General features: G+C 39.4%; 16 protein-coding genes. 3 read left to right on the top strand and 13 right to left on the bottom strand.

Features of this window, described 5'->3' with window-relative positions; all coding sequences use genetic code 11:
* Positions 1-156: 156 nt before the first annotated feature.
* The 5 genes from cydS to D8M04_RS07835 form a co-directional block, all read right to left on the bottom strand.
* On the bottom strand, positions 157-264 hold the full coding sequence (cydS, locus tag D8M04_RS20700; RefSeq protein ID WP_425464004.1) for a cytochrome bd oxidase small subunit CydS family protein: 108 nt from the start codon (positions 262-264) through the stop codon (positions 157-159).
* 12 nt (positions 265-276) lie between these two features.
* Positions 277-1293 (bottom strand): cytochrome d ubiquinol oxidase subunit II, encoded by a 1017-nt coding sequence (locus tag D8M04_RS07820; RefSeq protein ID WP_121522336.1) that lies wholly within the window; start codon positions 1291-1293, stop codon positions 277-279.
* Positions 1290-2636 carry a cytochrome ubiquinol oxidase subunit I gene (locus tag D8M04_RS07825; RefSeq protein WP_121522337.1) on the bottom strand — a complete coding sequence of 449 codons (1347 nt, stop codon included), beginning with the start codon at positions 2634-2636 and terminating at the stop codon, positions 1290-1292. The genes D8M04_RS07820 and D8M04_RS07825 overlap by 4 nt, the downstream gene beginning before the upstream one ends.
* 577 nt (positions 2637-3213) lie before the next feature.
* The gene (locus D8M04_RS07830) at positions 3214-4674 is read right to left on the bottom strand and encodes an aldehyde dehydrogenase family protein (RefSeq protein ID WP_121522338.1); all 1461 of its coding nucleotides are present in this window, start codon (positions 4672-4674) and stop codon (positions 3214-3216) included.
* An 18-nt stretch (positions 4675-4692) separates the two neighbouring features.
* Positions 4693-5550: a methyl-accepting chemotaxis protein gene (locus tag D8M04_RS07835; RefSeq protein WP_121522339.1), complete on the bottom strand. Its 858-nt coding sequence runs from the start codon at positions 5548-5550 to the stop codon at positions 4693-4695.
* A gap of 471 nt (positions 5551-6021) precedes the next feature.
* Here D8M04_RS07835 and D8M04_RS07840 point away from each other — a divergent pair, with 471 nt between their 5' ends.
* The 3 genes from D8M04_RS07840 to D8M04_RS07850 all read left to right on the top strand — a co-directional run bounded on the left by D8M04_RS07840 (position 6022) and on the right by D8M04_RS07850 (position 8906).
* Positions 6022-7026, top strand: coding sequence for a TRAP transporter substrate-binding protein (locus D8M04_RS07840; RefSeq protein WP_121522340.1), 1005 nt, complete (start codon positions 6022-6024; stop codon positions 7024-7026).
* Between the two features lie 88 nt (positions 7027-7114).
* Complete coding sequence (locus tag D8M04_RS07845; RefSeq protein ID WP_121522341.1) at positions 7115-7600, top strand: TRAP transporter small permease; 486 nt, start codon at positions 7115-7117, stop codon at positions 7598-7600.
* A 1-nt stretch (position 7601) separates the two neighbouring features.
* Positions 7602-8906, top strand: a complete 1305-nt coding sequence (locus D8M04_RS07850; protein WP_121522342.1) for a TRAP transporter large permease — start codon at positions 7602-7604, stop codon at positions 8904-8906.
* 114 nt (positions 8907-9020) lie between these two features.
* On the opposite strand, the gene sdaAA is transcribed toward D8M04_RS07850, so the two are convergent.
* The 8 genes from sdaAA to gcvH form a co-directional block, all read right to left on the bottom strand.
* Positions 9021-9896 (bottom strand): L-serine ammonia-lyase, iron-sulfur-dependent, subunit alpha, encoded by an 876-nt coding sequence (gene sdaAA / locus D8M04_RS07855; protein ID WP_121522343.1) that lies wholly within the window; start codon positions 9894-9896, stop codon positions 9021-9023.
* A gap of 15 nt (positions 9897-9911) precedes the next feature.
* Positions 9912-10574 (bottom strand): L-serine ammonia-lyase, iron-sulfur-dependent subunit beta, encoded by a 663-nt coding sequence (gene sdaAB, locus D8M04_RS07860; RefSeq protein ID WP_121522408.1) that lies wholly within the window; start codon positions 10572-10574, stop codon positions 9912-9914.
* A 100-nt stretch (positions 10575-10674) separates the two neighbouring features.
* Entirely contained in the window at positions 10675-11535 is an 861-nt protein-coding gene (gene purU / locus D8M04_RS07865; RefSeq protein WP_121522344.1) for a formyltetrahydrofolate deformylase, read from the bottom strand.
* A 501-nt stretch (positions 11536-12036) separates the two neighbouring features.
* Positions 12037-13437, bottom strand: coding sequence for a dihydrolipoyl dehydrogenase (gene lpdA / locus D8M04_RS07870; protein WP_121522345.1), 1401 nt, complete (start codon positions 13435-13437; stop codon positions 12037-12039).
* Positions 13438-13517: 80 nt separating this feature from the next.
* Positions 13518-13823, bottom strand: a complete 306-nt coding sequence (locus D8M04_RS07875; protein WP_121522409.1) for an iron-sulfur cluster biosynthesis family protein — start codon at positions 13821-13823, stop codon at positions 13518-13520.
* Between the two features lie 193 nt (positions 13824-14016).
* Complete coding sequence (gene gcvPB, locus D8M04_RS07880; RefSeq protein ID WP_121522346.1) at positions 14017-15513, bottom strand: aminomethyl-transferring glycine dehydrogenase subunit GcvPB; 1497 nt, start codon at positions 15511-15513, stop codon at positions 14017-14019.
* Positions 15506-16858 (bottom strand): aminomethyl-transferring glycine dehydrogenase subunit GcvPA, encoded by a 1353-nt coding sequence (gcvPA, locus tag D8M04_RS07885; RefSeq protein WP_121522347.1) that lies wholly within the window; start codon positions 16856-16858, stop codon positions 15506-15508. Before gcvPA ends, gcvPB begins: the two co-directional genes overlap by 8 nt.
* Position 16859: 1 nt before the next feature.
* Positions 16860-17255 carry a glycine cleavage system protein GcvH gene (gene gcvH, locus D8M04_RS07890; RefSeq protein ID WP_121522348.1) on the bottom strand — a complete coding sequence of 132 codons (396 nt, stop codon included), beginning with the start codon at positions 17253-17255 and terminating at the stop codon, positions 16860-16862.
* Positions 17256-17264 lie beyond the last annotated feature (9 nt).

The raw sequence follows: 17264 nt of genomic DNA on the forward strand, positions 1-17264 counted from the left end.
ATTTAATATGGAATTTTAAAACCAAAGGATGGGAAATCATTATTTAACAAAAAAATACCGCAATAAATTCTGTAGCGAATATAATTGCGGTTTTGCATGTAAATGACTCGTTTGTACCTTAGTAGTAAACCCGTTAGAATAAAGCTGCTGTTTTGTTTATTTTTCCTTTTTTATAGGTTCATCTTTTAACGCTGCCCAAAATGCAAGCACAATAGAGAGTAATAAAACAATTATTGGGGCAATAAAGATGAGAAAATCATTCATGTTCAGCCCCCCTTATTTTCTTTTCCCTTTCACATAATCTTTATCAAACAGAAATAGTTTCAATAAAAGATAGAGAGATGGGATAAGCATCAGTAATCCTAATATAAACGCAACAACAAGTGAAATCGCCATTGCCTGATTCGTAAACCCTTCATAAATCGATAAATGCGGGTAAAGCAAATATGGATAGTGTGAAAATCCGTAGCCAAAAAACGCAAGTGCAAATTGGCCAAATAGCAGCCATACTACCAGGCTGTACTTTTTCCGTGACCAAATTAGAGCGACCGTTGCAATCCATAGCAGGAAGGAAACACCAAATACCCACCATATATCTAAAATTCGTTCAAAATGTGCCGGATTATGTGAGCGTAGTTCAAAGATAATTCCGCTTGCGGTAATAATGAGCGGCAATGCCCAGGCAAGTGCATACTTGCGCATCAATTCGGTTGCATCCTTATCTCCGGTTTTATTCGCATACCATGTTAGGAAAACAGCAGATATATAAAGAACGGCAACCACACTTAACACGACAATCGCCCATGTTAATGGACTAGTGAACAATGCCCAATAATTTAAGACTGGATCTCCGTTGACGATATCTACAAATCCACCTTCCGAAATCGTAAGCACAATTGATAAGGAGGCAGGAATAAATAGCCCGGACATTCCATACATAAACGCATACCCTTTATGTCCTCTCGATCCATAGGTTTCGAAGGCATAGTAGGAACCTCTTATCGCTAATAGGATTAAGGCAATACTGCCTGGAATCAAGAAAATCGTTCCAAAATAGTAGGCTGTTTGCGGGAAGAACCCAACAATCCCAACAAAGAAAAAGACGAAGAATACATTCGTTACTTCCCAAACTGGTGATAAGTAACGCTGAATGATTTTCGATAAAATATGGTCTTTTTTCGTAATGATACTGTACGCATTGAACACGCCGGCACCATAATCAATGGAGCCAACCATGACATATCCAAATAAAAACGTCCAAAGCACCGTAATCCCCAGGATTTCTAGACTCATGCTGGATCACCGCCTTTGTTGTATTTTTCCAAGTCCTTTTCAATTGGATTATTCTTAAATATGCGCCGCAGGACAAACACCGTTCCAGCGCCTAAAACAATATATAAAATAAGGAACAGAATAAACATCCATCCAACATAATCACTACTAGTTGCGGCTTGATCCACCGTCATAATTCCTCGTAATATCCAAGGCTGTCTGCCGACTTCTGCCGTCCACCATCCTGCCTCGATAGCAAGAAAAGTAAGCGGTCCACCTATTACAATCAGAAGACGGTACCACGAAGCTCTTACAAAGGACCACCCTAGTTTTATTCCGAACCAATAAATGAAGGAAAGAGCCATCATAAAGACCCCAATCGTTACCATGGTATCGAAAAAGTAATGGACAACCAGTGGCGGTGTTTCCTCTTGTGGAAATTCATTTAATCCTGTTACTTCCGCCATTGGATTCCCATGTGCCAAAATACTTAATGCAAATGGAATGTGAATGGCATATTTGGTTTCTTGATTTTCTTCATCTAACGCACCATATAAAAGGAGAGGTGCTCCTTCTTCTGTTTCGAAGTGCCATTCAAATGCAGCTAATTTCTCTGGTTGATATTCGGCTACATACTTTCCTGAGAAATCACCTATCAAGGCTGCCGCCACTGAAAAAATAAATCCAACCTTCATCATCAAATACAGCGATTTTTTATGATACTCATGGGAAGAGCCTTTCCATAGTTTAAATGCAGCAATGGCAGCTAATAAAAAGGCAGACGCCATATATGCTGTGACAATAACATGAGATACTTTAGTCGGCATCGCAGCAGTAAACATCGCTGCGATAGGATTGGCATGGACAAGCTGTCCATCCACGAAATCAAATCCTGCTGGCGCATTCATAAAGGAGTTCACGACGGTAATGAAAAATGCCGAAGCTGTTGCTCCAAGTGCCACTGGAATAAGCAGCAAAAAGTGCTTTCGCTGATCATCAAATCTGTCCCATGTATAAACATAGATTCCTAGGAAGATAGCTTCAAAGAAAAACGCGAAAACCTCCATAAATAACGGCAACGCAATAATGTTACCAGCCAGTTCCATAAAGTTCGGCCATAATAAAGAAAGCTGAAGGCCGATAATGGTACCTGTGACAACACCAACCGCTACCGTAACAACAAAACCGCGTGCCCAGCGTCTTGCCATTAAGATATAATGCATATCATTTTTCCTAATCCCAATCCACTGCGCAATCATTATCATAAGTGGGACACCCACACCAATGGTCGCGTAAATAATATGGAAGGTCAGCGTGAGCAAGGTTAGCATCCGACTTGCGAATACTGGATCTTCAAACAACAATGTGGTATTCCTCCTTTATTTCGTACACTGCTTTTAATAGCTTCTGAGATTAATATAATGGATGCGGTTCACAAGCCGACCATATATGAAGTTATGGAACTGTAGTGATATTGGTTTAAAAATGTAAACGACCGTGTGTTCAACTTATATTATGTATGGCCTCAGCAACACATTCTGTCTCAGTGCAGCTTTTTAATAGATTATTATTTGCATCCTTCACTAATGATATTTATAAAAAGCTAGCCTTTCCTTATGTATTGCTTACAATACGTATTTACCCAAACCTTAAAGGTTAAAACTTCTATCATAGTGGAGACATAGATTGACTTCCCTTGAAGATGGAGCATACTCGAAGGTTTTCTAGCGGCCTTTTGTGTTGCTTGCTCAAGTTTTGGGATGGCTCGAGCGACTTTTAATGCGGTTTGCTTACCTTTTAAAGGAAGGAGGGCGACTATTGAGGTGGGCTGATGAAGTTTCAGGGAGGCAGGAGCAACTTCTTTCTGTTTTGGGCAACTAGCCTCATTTTTATAAAAAAAGGCACTTCCCTTTTATTACAGGAAAGTACCCGGTAAAATAATTAGCTATAAGGATAGGAGCGTTTTTCATGCTGAATCGAAATCCATTTAAATGTAGTGAATGCATCGAGACTCCATTCTCCATTTAAACGGCCTACGCCAGAATTTTTCATTCCACCGAAAGCTACGTTCGGTTCATCATTAATGGTTCCATCATTAATATGAATCATACCAGTATCCATTAACTTGGCAAGCTCTGCACCACGTTCTACATCCCTTGTATGAATAGCGCCACTTAATCCATATGGACTTTGGTTAGCGTAAGAAATGACCTCTTCATCATTGGAAACTTTCATGATGGATACAACTGGAGCGAAGAACTCTTTATTAGCAATGGTCATATCTGGTGTCACGTCGGTAAATACAACCGGTTCAACCACATTACCTGTAACCTTACCTTGAATGACAGGTTTTGCACCCTCTTCAATGCCTTTCTCAATCAATGCAACGGTATTCTGTACTTGGCGTTCATTAATTAATGGTCCAATAATCGTATTATTGTCTTTTGGATCGCCACAAGTTAATTCGGAAACTTTGGATACATATTTTTCAACAAACTCATCATAGACTGCTTCATGTACAATTAGACGATTAGCAGACATGCAGATTTGCCCTTGGTGAGTGAAACGACTAAATACACCGGCACTTACTGCAAGGTCAATATCTGCATCTTCTAATACAACAAGTGCACTGTTTCCACCTAATTCTAAATGAACTTCTTTTAGATTTCGCCCTGCAACTTCACCAATATGTTTTCCAGTTTTCGTTGATCCTGTAAATGAAATGGCTCTTGGAATTGGATGCTCCACAAAGCCATCGCCAATTTCTGAAATCTCTGTAGTAATGACATTTAATAATCCTTTAGGAAGGCCTGCACTTTCGAAGATCTTAGCAATCATCGTTCCGCCCGTAATCGGAGTATTTTCATGCGGCTTTAATACCACACCATTCCCTGCAGCCAATGCTGGTGCCACAGATTTCATGGATAAGAAGAATGGGAAATTGAATGGGCTGATGACCCCAACTACACCTACTGGTACACGGTAAACACGATTTTCTTTTCCATCAATAGGAGAAGGTAAAATGGAACCATTCATTCTCATTGGAAATGTCGATGCTTCCTTTAAGATGTTTTGAACTAATCCAATCTCAAATTCCGCTTTTAATCTTGTTCCGCCTATTTCGTCAATAATCACATCCACGATAGCTTCATGGTTATCTTTAATATAATGGTGTGCATTATCGAATACTTCTCTTTGCACAACTGGATTAGTTTTCGCCCATTGCTTCTGTATCGTATCGGATGCTTCGTATGCATGATTTAGGTCATCCATGCTGGCGGCTTGATAACTGGCAATAATCTCACCATTGTATGGATTCTTATTATCAATTGTAAGAGTGCTGGTTCCTTCTCTCCACTCTCCATTTATGTATTGGCTATGTAATGTTTTAAAATTCACCATATGTATTAACCCCCATCACTAATTTTTAAGTTCTATATTTTCCCTAGCTAAATCCGCAAGAGTATGAATATTAGAATTCACTTCTTCCATCGTGGCAGTTAACTCTTCAATTGCAGCAGACTGTGAATCTGATTCTAAATTTGCTTTCTGAATATCTTGGTTTAGGCTATCAATGATTTCTTTAATATTGGTTGTAATATCTTGTATTTCCTCCACTTGTTTTTTGGAGCCGCTAGCCATCTTTCGAATTTCATCTGCAACAACAGAAAATCCTCTACCATGTTCTCCAGCCCGGGCGGATTCAATCGCAGCATTTAACCCAAGTAAATTACTCTGTTCTGCAATTCCTTTAACCACTCCAGAAACCTCTTCTATCTGCTTAATACTGTGATTAACCTCATTGGATTTATTAGAAATAAAGTTCATATTCCCCGCTAAATCAGAAATAGAATTTGCCATATCTAAAACTGTTTTCGTAACATCTTCAACTATATGTGATAGACTACTCGATATATCATTGAGTTTATTTGCTTTGTCTACGTTCTGCCCTACTCCGACTCCCCCTACCACTCTTCCTAGTTCATCTCTAATCGGAACAGCACGAGAAACCAAATTCACCCCTAATATTTCAGCAGGTACCGTCATAGCTTGATTTCTATTCTCTCGAATGGCCTTGGTGATGATATCGCCTTCTAATAAAGGATCACCTGGTGTTACATTTAAGGCAAATGTCTTAGCTGGAAAGTTTATGATTAACTTCTCTTTGTCATAAATCCCAATAGTAATATCGTCATTGATTAGCTCTTGAATATATGGTGCTAAATTGATAAACGCCTCTATAGTTGGGTGATGTTTTGCTTCTATTTCAACTGACACTTCATTTCCCTCCTATCTATTTTAAGAATGACTTCCATATTATATATCGGAAATTACCAATTTTTGTTAAATTTTATGGAAATAAATGGAAATACAACAATATAACTAAACAGAAAATCTTTTGGATAACTGGGGAAATTATGTGATAAACCGACGATTATGGTATTCATACCACAGTTTGCAAACCAAGCACTGTCTCCTGTCCCTAAGAACTAAAGTTAAACAATCCTAAAAGGTAAAAAATTTAGTATCTTATGAAAATTCTATTGACAACGTTTGCAGTGTTTAGTAAGATATTGTCAAAGTTAATTTGCGTGATGGAGATTTGGAGATCCACATTAGAAGCGTACATCTTATTGAGTGCGTTTTTAAATGTGGATTTTCTTTGCATTATATACAAGTACAAAGGAGTGGATAACGGAATTCAAATCTATCATCAGTTCATTGTAAAAAGAAAGAAAGGGAGGAATTATGTTGAAGAAGTTATTATTACTCGTTGCTATTCTTTCACTAGGATTACTAATGGCATGCAGTTCTGAAACTGGTGGAGAATCCAGTTCGGAGGAAGTTAAAAAATTAAAGCTCGCACACAATCTAAGTGAGGATCATCCTATCCACACTGCATTGACAAGCTTTGCTGAGGATATTGAAGAAAAAACAGATGGCTCTATTACATTTGAAATCTTTTCCAATGGTGTATTAGGCAGTGAGCAAGAGGTATTAGAGCAAATGCAAAGCGGTAGTGTCGACGTTACGAAAGTAAGTGCCGGCGCATTGGAGTCCTTCTCAGATGATTACTCTGTGTTCTCCCTTCCCTATATTTTCACAAGTGAGGAACATTATCGTAATGTGATGGAATCTGATGTAGTCGAGGAAATCTATCAATCTACTGAAGATAATAACTTTATTGGTTTATCCTATTTCGACTCTGGAGCAAGAAGCTTTTATACAAAAGATACTCCGGTTGAAACACCAGAGGATTTAGATGGACTTTTAATACGAGTAATGGATAGCCCAACAGCGATTGAAATGATTGAACTGTTAGGCGGAACGCCGACTCCATTAGCTTATGGTGAAGTCTACACTGCTCTGCAGCAAGGTGTTATTGATGGCGCTGAAAGTAACCCAACAGCATTAACAACTGGACAGCATGGTGAGGTTTCAAAGGCATTTTCTTATACAGAGCATACAAACATACCTGATATTGTTGTTATCAGAAAAGACATTTGGGATAGCTTTTCAGATGAAGAGAAGCAAATCTTTGAAGAAACAGCAAATGAAGCAAGAGTGGAACATACAGATCTATGGAATAAAGCGATTGAAGAAGCGGTAACAGAAGCGGAGGGAATGGGTGTCGAATTCTATGACGTGGATAAAGAGCCATTCATAGAATTGGTACAGCCACTTCATGATAAATATAGTGAAAATGAAAGATTAGGAGAATTGATCGAGCGCATCAATGAATTAGATAAGTAATGATCAGGAAGATGCTCACTGCCTGAGCATCTTCTATTTCATAATAGCTTGCAGAGATATGTGGGAAAGAAATGGGGTTATGAATAATATGATAGACAAAATAAAGACCATACTGAATTGGACCATTCTCTTCATTGCTTCCGTGTTATTAGCAGCTTTGGTACTAGGTGCTTTATGGCAAGTCTCTAGTCGGTATGTTTTAGGTTCCCCAAGTACGTATACGAATGAATTACTTGGGTATTTGCTAGTATGGACTTCCATGTTAGGTGCAAGCTATGCATTTGGCTCGAACGAGCACTTAGCCCTAACTTTTATGACAAATAAACTCCAAGGTAAAAATTTATTCGTTGTTACTGTGGTTAATGACTTATTTATCCTGGCCTTTGCTGTTTTTGTACTATTAAGAGGTGGCTTGGAAGCCGTCACTTTAACCATGTCCCAAACCACACCTATATTAGGCATTTCGATTGGATTATTGTACTCCATCCTGCCAATAAGCGGTTTTATTATTATTATCTACAAATTGTTAAACCTGAAAGACTATAAAAAATTAGCAGAAAAAGCAGGTGATTAACATGGATCCAGTGATATTAACAGCCATTATTTTGTTTGGTTCATTTTTCCTTCTATTATTTATAGGCGTCCCAATTGCCGTAAGTATTGGTATTTCGTCCCTGATTGCCGGAATAACGCTCGTTCCATTAGATATGATCGCCTTTTCTTCGGCCCAGAAGATATTTCAAGGGATTAATAGTTTTACCTTGCTTGCTGTTATCTTCTTTATGTTATCAGGCAGTATTATGAATAATGGCGGGATTGCGGTTAGGCTGGTCAATCTGGCTAAATTAATTGTTGGCAGATTACCAGGATCATTGGATCATACGAATGTGGTGGGGAATATGCTGTTCGGTTCCATTTCCGGGTCTGCTGTAGCCTCAACAGCTGCAATAGGTAGTGTCATGACACCATTGCAAAAGAAAGAAGGCTATGATCCTTCCTTTTCCGCTGCAGTTAATATAACTTCTTCACCGAGTGGGTTATTAATTCCCCCAACCGGAGCATTTATTATCTATTCATTGGTCAGTGGAGGCACTTCGATATCCGCTCTATTTATGGCAGGATATATACCGGGGATTATGATGGGATTATCTGTGATGGTTCTCGTCTATTGGAATGCAAAGAAGAAAAAATATCCGGTCACTGAGTGGCCTACCTTAAAAGAAGCCCTTAAAATAGTATTACAAGCAATTCCAAGCTTATCCTTAGTAATCGTTGTTATCGGCGGAATAATTGGTGGTATTTTTACAGCTACTGAGGGTGCAGCTGTTTCCGTTCTGTATTCGCTCATATTAGCATTATGCTATCGACAATTAAAATGGTCACATATCTCGACCATAGTTAAAGAAACGGTTGTGATGACAGGGATCGTTCTGTTTCTTGTTGGTGTTTCCAATATTATGTCATGGGTAATGACTTATTCTGGAATGCCTCGGGCAATAACCGATTTGTTACTCTCTGTATCAGAAGATCCAATTATCATTTTACTGTTAATGAATATCATTCTATTAGTTATCGGAACTTTCATGGACATCACTCCGGGAATTCTCATATTCACCCCAATATTCTTACCAATAGCAATGGAAGTTGGAATGGATCCGGTTCATTTCGGTGTGGTTCTCGTCTTTAACCTGGCAATTGGGGTATCCTCTCCTCCTGTAGGCAGTACCCTATTTATCGGAAGCAGTATAGCAGGTGTTCGACTTGAATCTACCTTTGTACCAATATTAAAAATCTATATTCCTATCATCATTTCATTATTGCTCGTTACTTATTTCCCTTGGTTTAGCTTGTTTTTACCTAAGTTATTTGGTTTGATGTAATCATACATGTTTATTGACACGACTAAAGCCCTCGCAGCTTTTCTTAAAGCAGCGAGGGCTGAATAATGGACTTATTATCAAACTAACCAGATAGCCTTATAGTGACACAAAACATTACGCCAGCGACCCAAATATTTTTTCTTTCAATAGCCGTCCTGTAGGCGTATCAGCTAATCCACCTTCACCTGTTTCTCGCAAAGCAGATGGCATTGTTTTACCAATCCGGTACATCGCACCGATTACTTCATCACATGGAATCCGGCTTGTAACACCCGCTAAAGCCATGTCCGCAGATACAATTGCAAGTGCTGAGCCACCAGCATTTCGTTTTACACATGGAACTTCAACAAGGCCTGCTACAGGATCGCAAACAAGGCCAAGCATATTTTTTAATGTCATCGCAAATGCCTCTGCAGATTGCTGTGGCGTTCCTCCAGCCATCTCCACAATTGCCGCGGAAGCCATCGCTCCTGCTGAACCTACTTCTGCTTGACAACCTCCCGCAGCGCCTGAAATAAATGCGTTGTTGGCGACCACAAATCCAAAAGCTCCTGCTGTAAATAAATAGCGTATCATCTGCTCCCTTGTCGGGTTAAGCTGATTTTTCACTGCGAATAGCGTTCCCGGAACAACTCCTGCGCTGCCCGCTGTTGGAGTAGCACAAATCGTACCCATGGCTGCATTTACTTCATTTGTTCCCATCGCTTTACTTACTGCGTCTAATAGTAAGTTACCAGATAAGGGTGTTTTTTCTTTCATATATTCTTGAATTTTGACTGCGTCTCCTCCAGTCAAACCGGTTACAGATTTAACTCCTTTTAGGCTATCTTCAATTGCCTTTTCCATCACTTGAAGATTTCTTTCCATATCCGCGAATATGTCTTCTCTCGTTCTTTCTTTCACATCCATTTCTTGGCGAATCATCACTTCTGAAATCAATATGTTTTCATTTTCTGCTATCTCTACTAATTCTGCTACGGTTCGAAACATATAAATTCCTCCTCTTTAACTAGCAATCATCGACACTTGAATGATATTCTGGGCTTTGTTTAGTTCATCCATCACATCTTCCCCAACATTTTGGTCTGTTTCAATAACCATTAATGCTTCCTTGCCAAGGTCTTTCCGGTTTACTTCCATATGCCCAATATTTATTTTGTGTTTGGATAAAATAGTTGCAACGGAGGCTATCGCACCAAAGCGATCGTTATGTGTGACAAGGATTGCTGGATGATTTCCAGACAAACGCAGTTCAAAGCCATTTAATTCGGTGATTTCCACTTTTCCGCCACCAATAGATATTCCCACTAACTCTATCTGATTTTCCTCATTGCCAATAATTAAACGAGCAGTGTTTGGATGGCTTACTGCGCTTGTATCTTCAATAAATTCGATGCTTAATCCACGTTCTTTTGCTATTTCAAGTGCTTTACTCATTCTGGGATCATCTGTTTCAAAACCGAGTAATCCTCCAGCGAGGGCAAAGTCTGTCCCATGGCCTTTATACGTTTTAGCAAACGACTCATATAAATGGATTTTTGCAAAGCTCGGTTCACTGCCTAATAGATTTCGAGCAGCTTTTCCAATTCTTGCTGCTCCTGCTGTATGAGAGCTTGATGGCCCAATCATTACCGGACCGATAATGTCAAATACTGAATTATATTTCATCATACAGGGCCTCCTTTTGATAAATTTCCGGAAAACAAAGAAACAAAAGCTGGATATATATAAAAGATATTAAATGCAGCCTATCTAATATACTATTACCTTATTGAAATATGATAGTTTTATTACCATGTACGAGAACTTTATCTTCCACATGCCAAGAAACAGCTTGAGCAAGTACCCTTCTTTCCACATGACGTCCAGCAACCTTTAAATCTTCTGCTGTATATTGATGATTAATCCGCTGGACATCTTGCTCAATAATTGGCCCTTCATCAAGATCATTGGTAACATAATGTGCCGTTGCACCTATTAATTTCACTCCTCGATTATACGCCCTTACATATGGATTTGCACCAACAAATGCTGGCAAGAATGAATGGTGAATATTTATAATTTTATTGTGGTAATTAGAAATAAATTTTGGGGAAAGAATTTGCATATACCTGGCCAGAACGATGAAGTCTACCTTCCCTTTCAGTAGTTCTAACGCTTTTTGTTCGGCATTTTCTTTTGTATCTTTTGTTAATGGAATATGATAATAAGGGATTCCATAACTCTCCACTACTTCTTTTAAATCTGCATGATTACTAATAACTAAAGGTATATCAACTGGAATTTCATTCGTTTTCCATCTCCAAATGAGCTCCATCAGACAGTGATCCGCTTTCGACACGAAGATAGCCATCCGCTTTCTTTTTTCTTTCGTGCTCAGCCACCATTCCATTGAATAATCCTTTGCCAACTCGTGGAGATCTTGTTCCAATTTTTGTATGGTTTGGCTTTCCACATCAAATTCAATTCTCATAAAAAAGATACCAGTTCGCGGATCTGTGGTGTGTTGGTCAATATCAATAATATTAGCTATATGTTCTGTTAGAAAATTAGTCACAGTGGAGATAATACCTGGTTTTTCTGGGCAAGTAATTAATAATGTAGCGGAACTCCCATTCTCCGTTTCCATTGCTCCCCCTCCATATTCAGCTGTACTTATCAATTTCGCACATGCTTTTTTTAGAGCTTATTGATAACACACAAATAAGATAAACTATTGACTAATTCAATTCAGTATTTAATGGAACAAAACCGCTACGGAAATACACTACGCTGGTATGGTGCTATAAAGAAAACACAACTCATCATAAGGAGTGATTGTAGCGAAGAGCAGTGTCGATTCCTCGAAAAAGAAAGACACTTTTTCTTCGTGCGATGAATCGCTGCCGAAGCTTTCATTGTCCTGCGGGAAAAGCAACAAGCGAAGACCCCGCAGGAAGTGCGAAAGGTTCAAAGGCTAAGTTCACCCCGCCCTTATGTCTTCGCCTTTGTGACCAACATCCTGTTGGCCCGAGGAAATATTTCCAGTGTGTTTTCGGTGTTACACAATAAACTAGTTTAAATCCAGTTATTTAGCAGTGTCTATCTACTGCCACAACTAAAAACAGCTATTATCCTATAATGCTAGATTCTAAGCATGGATTTCTATTCCATCAACTGCTAATGCTGCTTCGCCAATAGCTTCCGATAATGTTGGATGAGGATGAATCGTATGAGCAATATCCATGGATGTTGCACTTAATACGTGCGCTAAACCTGCTTCCGTGATCATATCGGTGACATGCGGACCTACCATATGCGCTCCTAATAGCTTATTAGATTCTTCTTCAACTATTAACTTGACGAATCCATCTGATTCACCATAAACAAGCGCTTTTCCTATTGCCCGGAATGGGAATTTCCCTACTTTCACTTGATAGCCCTTCTCTTTTGCAGCCTCTTCTGTTAGTCCTACACTCGCTACTTCCGGATTACTGTACGTGCATCTAGGAACGATCGTATAATCGAGTAGTGCAGGATTATTTCCCGCTATATGTTCAATTGCAATTAGACCTTCATGTGAAGCAACATGAGCAAGCTGCAACCCACCAATCACATCACCAATGGCATAAATATTATTTTCATTTGTTTGATAGTATTGGTTCGTTTGAATAGAACCTCGGTTTATTTCAATTGTTGTATTCTCAATACCAAGTCCATCCGTGTTAGATAAACGACCGACAGATACAAATAATTTATCTGCTGAGAAGTGTGTTTCCCTGCCCTTATGTTCTGCTTTAATCGAAACACTATCTGCTTTCTCTAATGTTTCAGATAGCACCTTTGCACCTGTTACAATTTTAACCCCTTTTTTCTTCATCAATCTTTGTACCTCTTTGGAAATATCTTTATCTTCTGTAGGCAAAATTCGGTCGGCATATTCAATTACAGTTACTTTTAAGCCAAAGTCAGAAAGCATCGATGCCCACTCTATTCCAATGACACCTCCGCCGACTATGATGATGGATTCGGGCAACGCCTCTAATTTCAATGCTTCATCTGAAGTTAATACATATTCGCCATCTGCTTCCAGTCCTGGAAGTGTTCTTGGACGGGAACCTGTCGCAATGATAATATTTTTGGCACTTAGTATATGCTGCTTTTCTTCATCATTCTTATAAACAGCTACATCTCTTGATCCTAGAAGAGTTCCTGTTCCCTCAAATACATCGATTTCCCCTTTTTTCATTAGATGTTGAATTCCTTTTAATAAACGGGTCACTATTTCTTCTTTTCGGGATTGTACCTTCGCAAAATCAAGTTCAACTTCAGGAGCAATCACACCATATTTTTCTCCATTTTTTGTATTCGCATAAACTTCCGCACTTCTTAATAAAGCTTTACTTGGAATACAACCAGCATGAAGGCATGTTCCACCTAATTTTTCTTTTTCCACGATTGCTGTTTTTAAGCCTAATTGAGTGGCACGAATAGCTGTTACATATCCTGCTGGTCCGCCACCAATGATAATCACATCATACTCCTCTTTCATAGGAATCCTCTCCTTCAAGATTGGTAACTACTTCAAAATATGGCGAAACATTCGGCGCATAATTGCCGACTATATGATTGTTAATCAAATTCTATGGCACATGCACTTGATTCGAAACTTTCCCCAACAAGAAAGCCTTGCTCAGCGTTATAATCGACTTGCGTTTCTTCGTCTAAATAGCGCTTTGTAAAACGGTCTATGCGGATTTGAATTCCATCATATTCAATCACAGTATCATTGGGCCGTAACTCATCGAAAACAAGCTTAAATTTCACAGACATTCCACAGCCACCAGCTACGTCAGCATCAATTCGAGGATATTGCTCTTCTTTTATCTCTGTTTTGTTTAGCTTATCTAGCGCTGATTTTGTTAACGTAATAACCAATGAACCTACCCCCTTCTGCCCAATTCTAATAACACTGCTATATTGCTGAAAAAAACTCGCTCTACTTTCTAGATAGAAAGAAAAGAATAGCTTATTTTGCTCCTCATACACGCTATTAAATAAAGCGCTATCTTTATGGAGCATGAATGTAAGCCATTTGGCAAGAGAGCATCTCGTCAATGGCTATTTCCCCTTAAGATTTCACTGTCTGTTTCTCTTTCTCTGAATCCTTCTCTTTGGTATAGCGAACAACTGGTTTTCTTGCTGCTTGAACCTCATCCAATCGGCCAACAACAGTCGTATGCGGTGCATCCAGAACAATGTCCGGATTTTCTTCTACTTCTTTGGCAATTTGGATCATGGCGTCTGCAAATGCGTCCATCGTTTCTTTTGATTCCGTTTCCGTCGGCTCAATCATTAATCCTTCCTCAACATTTAGAGGGAAGTAGATGGTTGGCGGATGGTAACCAAAATCAAGCAGGCGTTTTGCCATATCCAGCGTACGCACGCCAAGTTTCTTTTGTCTAGATCCAGATAGAACAAATTCATGCTTGCAAAGCTGTGTATATGGTGAATCGAAATGTTCCTCAAGTCTCTTGCGAAGGTAGTTTGCATGAAGGACGGCTCCTTCAGATACTTGACGTAACCCTTCCGTTCCCATTGTACGAATATAAGTGTATGCACGGACTAAAATACCAAAGTTTCCATGATATCCTTTTACACGGCCAATCGATAATGGGTAGTTAGAATTCAATACATACTTCTCTCCATCTTTTTCGATACGCGGTACTGGGAGATAAGGAATGAGATTCTCTTTCACACCAACTGGTCCAGCCCCGGGTCCACCGCCACCATGCGGGGTTGTAAAAGTCTTATGGAGATTTAAGTGCACGATATCAAATCCCATAGCACCTGGTGTTGTTTTTCCTAAAATCGCATTCGCGTTTGCACCATCATAATATAGCAGGCCGCCAGCTTCGTGAACCACTGCTGCAATCTCTTCAATTTCCGTTTCAAAAAGTCCAAGTGTGTTAGGGTTTGTTAACATTAATGCGGCTGTATCACTATCTAGATATTTCTTTAATTCTTCCAAATCTACTAACCCATCCTTATTAGATGGAATTGTAGTCGTTTCAAATCCGGCAACAGATGCACTTGCAGGGTTCGTTCCATGTGCGGAATCAGGGACAAGTACCTTTTTCCTGTTTTCTCCATTTTTCTCATGATACGCTTTCACCATCATTAAACCGGTCCATTCCCCCTGCGCACCCGCAGAAGGCTGTAAGGAGATTGCGTCCATACCAGTGATGACAGCTAATTCTTCTTGTAAGTTATAGAGAAGTTCTAAAGCTCCTTGTGCTGTTTCCGGCTGCTGATATGGATGAATTCGGCTGAATCCTGGAAGACGGGCAATATCTTCATTTATTTTTGGATTATATTTCATCGTACAAGATCCTAGTGGATAAAAGCCGTTATCAATTCCATGGTTTTTATTTGATAAAGCTGTATAGTGGCGAACGAGCTGAAGCTCAGAAACCTCTGGAAGATCTGCTGCGTCTTCTTCGTCACGAATTAAATGCTTTGGTAATTTTGACTCTAAATCAATACTTTCCACATCACTCTCAGGAAGGCTGTATCCTACCCGACCTGGACGACTGATTTCAAAGATAAGATCATTATATTCAACCATTTACAACCGCCTCCAAACATTCTACAAATTGATCAATCTCTTCTTTTGATCGCTGTTCGGTTACTGCAATCAGCATTTGTTTCTGTTCACCATACGCTTCCCCTAAGTCATAGCCGCCAATAATACCGGATTCGAGAAGTTTTTCGTTGACTTCTTTAACTGGAAGTGGAAGTTCAACAACAAATTCATTAAAGAATGCGGATTTATTTTTGACAATAAAGCCTTTACTTTGAAGGAGATTTGCCATATAGTTCGCTTTCTCAAAATTTTGCTGTGCCATTTGTCGGATTCCATGCTTTCCTAATGCTGTCATACAAACGGCAGAAGCAAGTGCGTTTAATGCCTGATTGGAACAAATATTGGAGGTCGCTTTATCACGACGAATATGCTGTTCTCGTGCTTGTAATGTCAATACAAAGCCACGGTTGCCTTGGTCATCATTTGTTTGACCTACAATTCTTCCAGGTATCTTGCGCATAAACTTCTTATCCACTGCAAAATATCCGCAGTGTGGACCACCAAAGGCCATTGGAATTCCTAGTGGCTGCATATCACCGACAACCATATCGGCACCTAGTTTACCAGGCGATTGTAAAAGTGCTAGTGCTAGTGGGTTAGCACTAACTATAAATAACGCACCCTGTTCATTTGCGTATTTTTTTATTTCTGCCAAATCTTCAATGGAGCCAAAGAAGTTTGGATATTGAATAATCACAGCTGCAGTGTCTTTACCCAATTGCGATTGCAATTGCTTTAAGTCTGTAATATCTGTATCAAGACCCACTTCTTCCACTGCATAGCCTTGGCCTTTTGCAACCGTATTTAAAATCGCACGGGATTCAGGGTGTACACCTCTAGATACAAGAACTTTGGAACGCTTTTTAGAAGCAACAGCAAGTGAAGCAGCTTCCGCTAGAGATGTAAAACCGTCATACATGGAAGAGTTGGCTACATCCATTCCAGTAAGTTCACAAACCATGGTTTGGAATTCAAACATAGCTTGCAATTCTCCTTGGCTAATTTCTGGTTGATATGGTGTGTATGCAGTATAAAATTCAGATCGTGAAATCATATGATCGACAACACTTGGAATGTAGTGGTCATACGTACCCGCGCCAAGGAAGGTTGAATATTGATCTGCGTTAATATTTTTTGCTGACATTTTATTTAATTTTTTTCTAAGAACAGGTTCAGGGTCTGCTTCTGGGATGTCAAGCTCCCCTTCTAATCGAATGTTAGACGGAATGTCTGCAAATAAATCTTCCACTGAGGAGACATTTAAATATTCCAACATTTCTTTTTGATCTTGCTCTGTATCCGGAAGATATCTATACGTATTGGTCATGTTATTCTGCTCCTTCACTAACAAATGCTTGGTATTCTTCCTCATTCAACAACGATTCCAACTCTTCTGGGTTAGATAATTCTACTTCTACTAACCATCCCGCATCATACGGTTGTTCATTAATTGTCTCAGGGGCATCTTCTAACTCTTCGTTCACACGAACAATGACGCCTGATACAGGAGAATAAAGGTCAGAAACTGCTTTAACCGACTCAATGGAACCCATAAATTCATTTGCAGTGACTTCATCATCTACTTCTGGATTTTCAACAAAGACGATATCACCCAACTCCTTTTGGGCATAATCAGAGATTCCAACTCTGACACGGCTTTCGTCTAACTTTAAGACCCACTCATGTTCTTTACTGTATAGTAAACTAGCAGTTGTATTTGTCATTTCTCTTCT

This window comes from Oceanobacillus piezotolerans (assembly GCF_003665065.1).
GTDB classification, from domain to species: Bacteria; Bacillota; Bacilli; order Bacillales; family Amphibacillaceae; genus Oceanobacillus; species Oceanobacillus piezotolerans.

Bases quoted from the DNA above. Each gene is read 5' to 3' on its own strand.
- cydS (WP_425464004.1), bottom strand. From the start codon at position 264: ATGAATGATTTTCTCATCTTTATTGCCCCAATAATTGTTTTATTACTC.
- D8M04_RS07820 (WP_121522336.1), bottom strand. From the start codon at position 1,293: ATGAGTCTAGAAATCCTGGGGATTACGGTGCTTTGGACGTTTTTATTT.
- D8M04_RS07830 (WP_121522338.1), bottom strand. From the start codon at position 4,674: ATGGTGAATTTTAAAACATTACATAGCCAATACATAAATGGAGAGTGG.
- D8M04_RS07840 (WP_121522340.1), top strand. From the start codon at position 6,022: ATGTTGAAGAAGTTATTATTACTCGTTGCTATTCTTTCACTAGGATTA.
- D8M04_RS07845 (WP_121522341.1), top strand. From the start codon at position 7,115: ATGATAGACAAAATAAAGACCATACTGAATTGGACCATTCTCTTCATT.
- D8M04_RS07850 (WP_121522342.1), top strand. From the start codon at position 7,602: ATGGATCCAGTGATATTAACAGCCATTATTTTGTTTGGTTCATTTTTC.
- sdaAA (WP_121522343.1), bottom strand. From the start codon at position 9,896: ATGTTTCGAACCGTAGCAGAATTAGTAGAGATAGCAGAAAATGAAAAC.
- sdaAB (WP_121522408.1), bottom strand. From the start codon at position 10,574: ATGAAATATAATTCAGTATTTGACATTATCGGTCCGGTAATGATTGGG.
- purU (WP_121522344.1), bottom strand. From the start codon at position 11,535: ATGGAAACGGAGAATGGGAGTTCCGCTACATTATTAATTACTTGCCCA.
- lpdA (WP_121522345.1), bottom strand. From the start codon at position 13,437: ATGAAAGAGGAGTATGATGTGATTATCATTGGTGGCGGACCAGCAGGA.
- gcvPB (WP_121522346.1), bottom strand. From the start codon at position 15,513: ATGGTTGAATATAATGATCTTATCTTTGAAATCAGTCGTCCAGGTCGG.
- gcvPA (WP_121522347.1), bottom strand. From the start codon at position 16,858: ATGACCAATACGTATAGATATCTTCCGGATACAGAGCAAGATCAAAAA.
- gcvH (WP_121522348.1), bottom strand. From the start codon at position 17,255: ATGACAAATACAACTGCTAGTTTACTATACAGTAAAGAACATGAGTGG.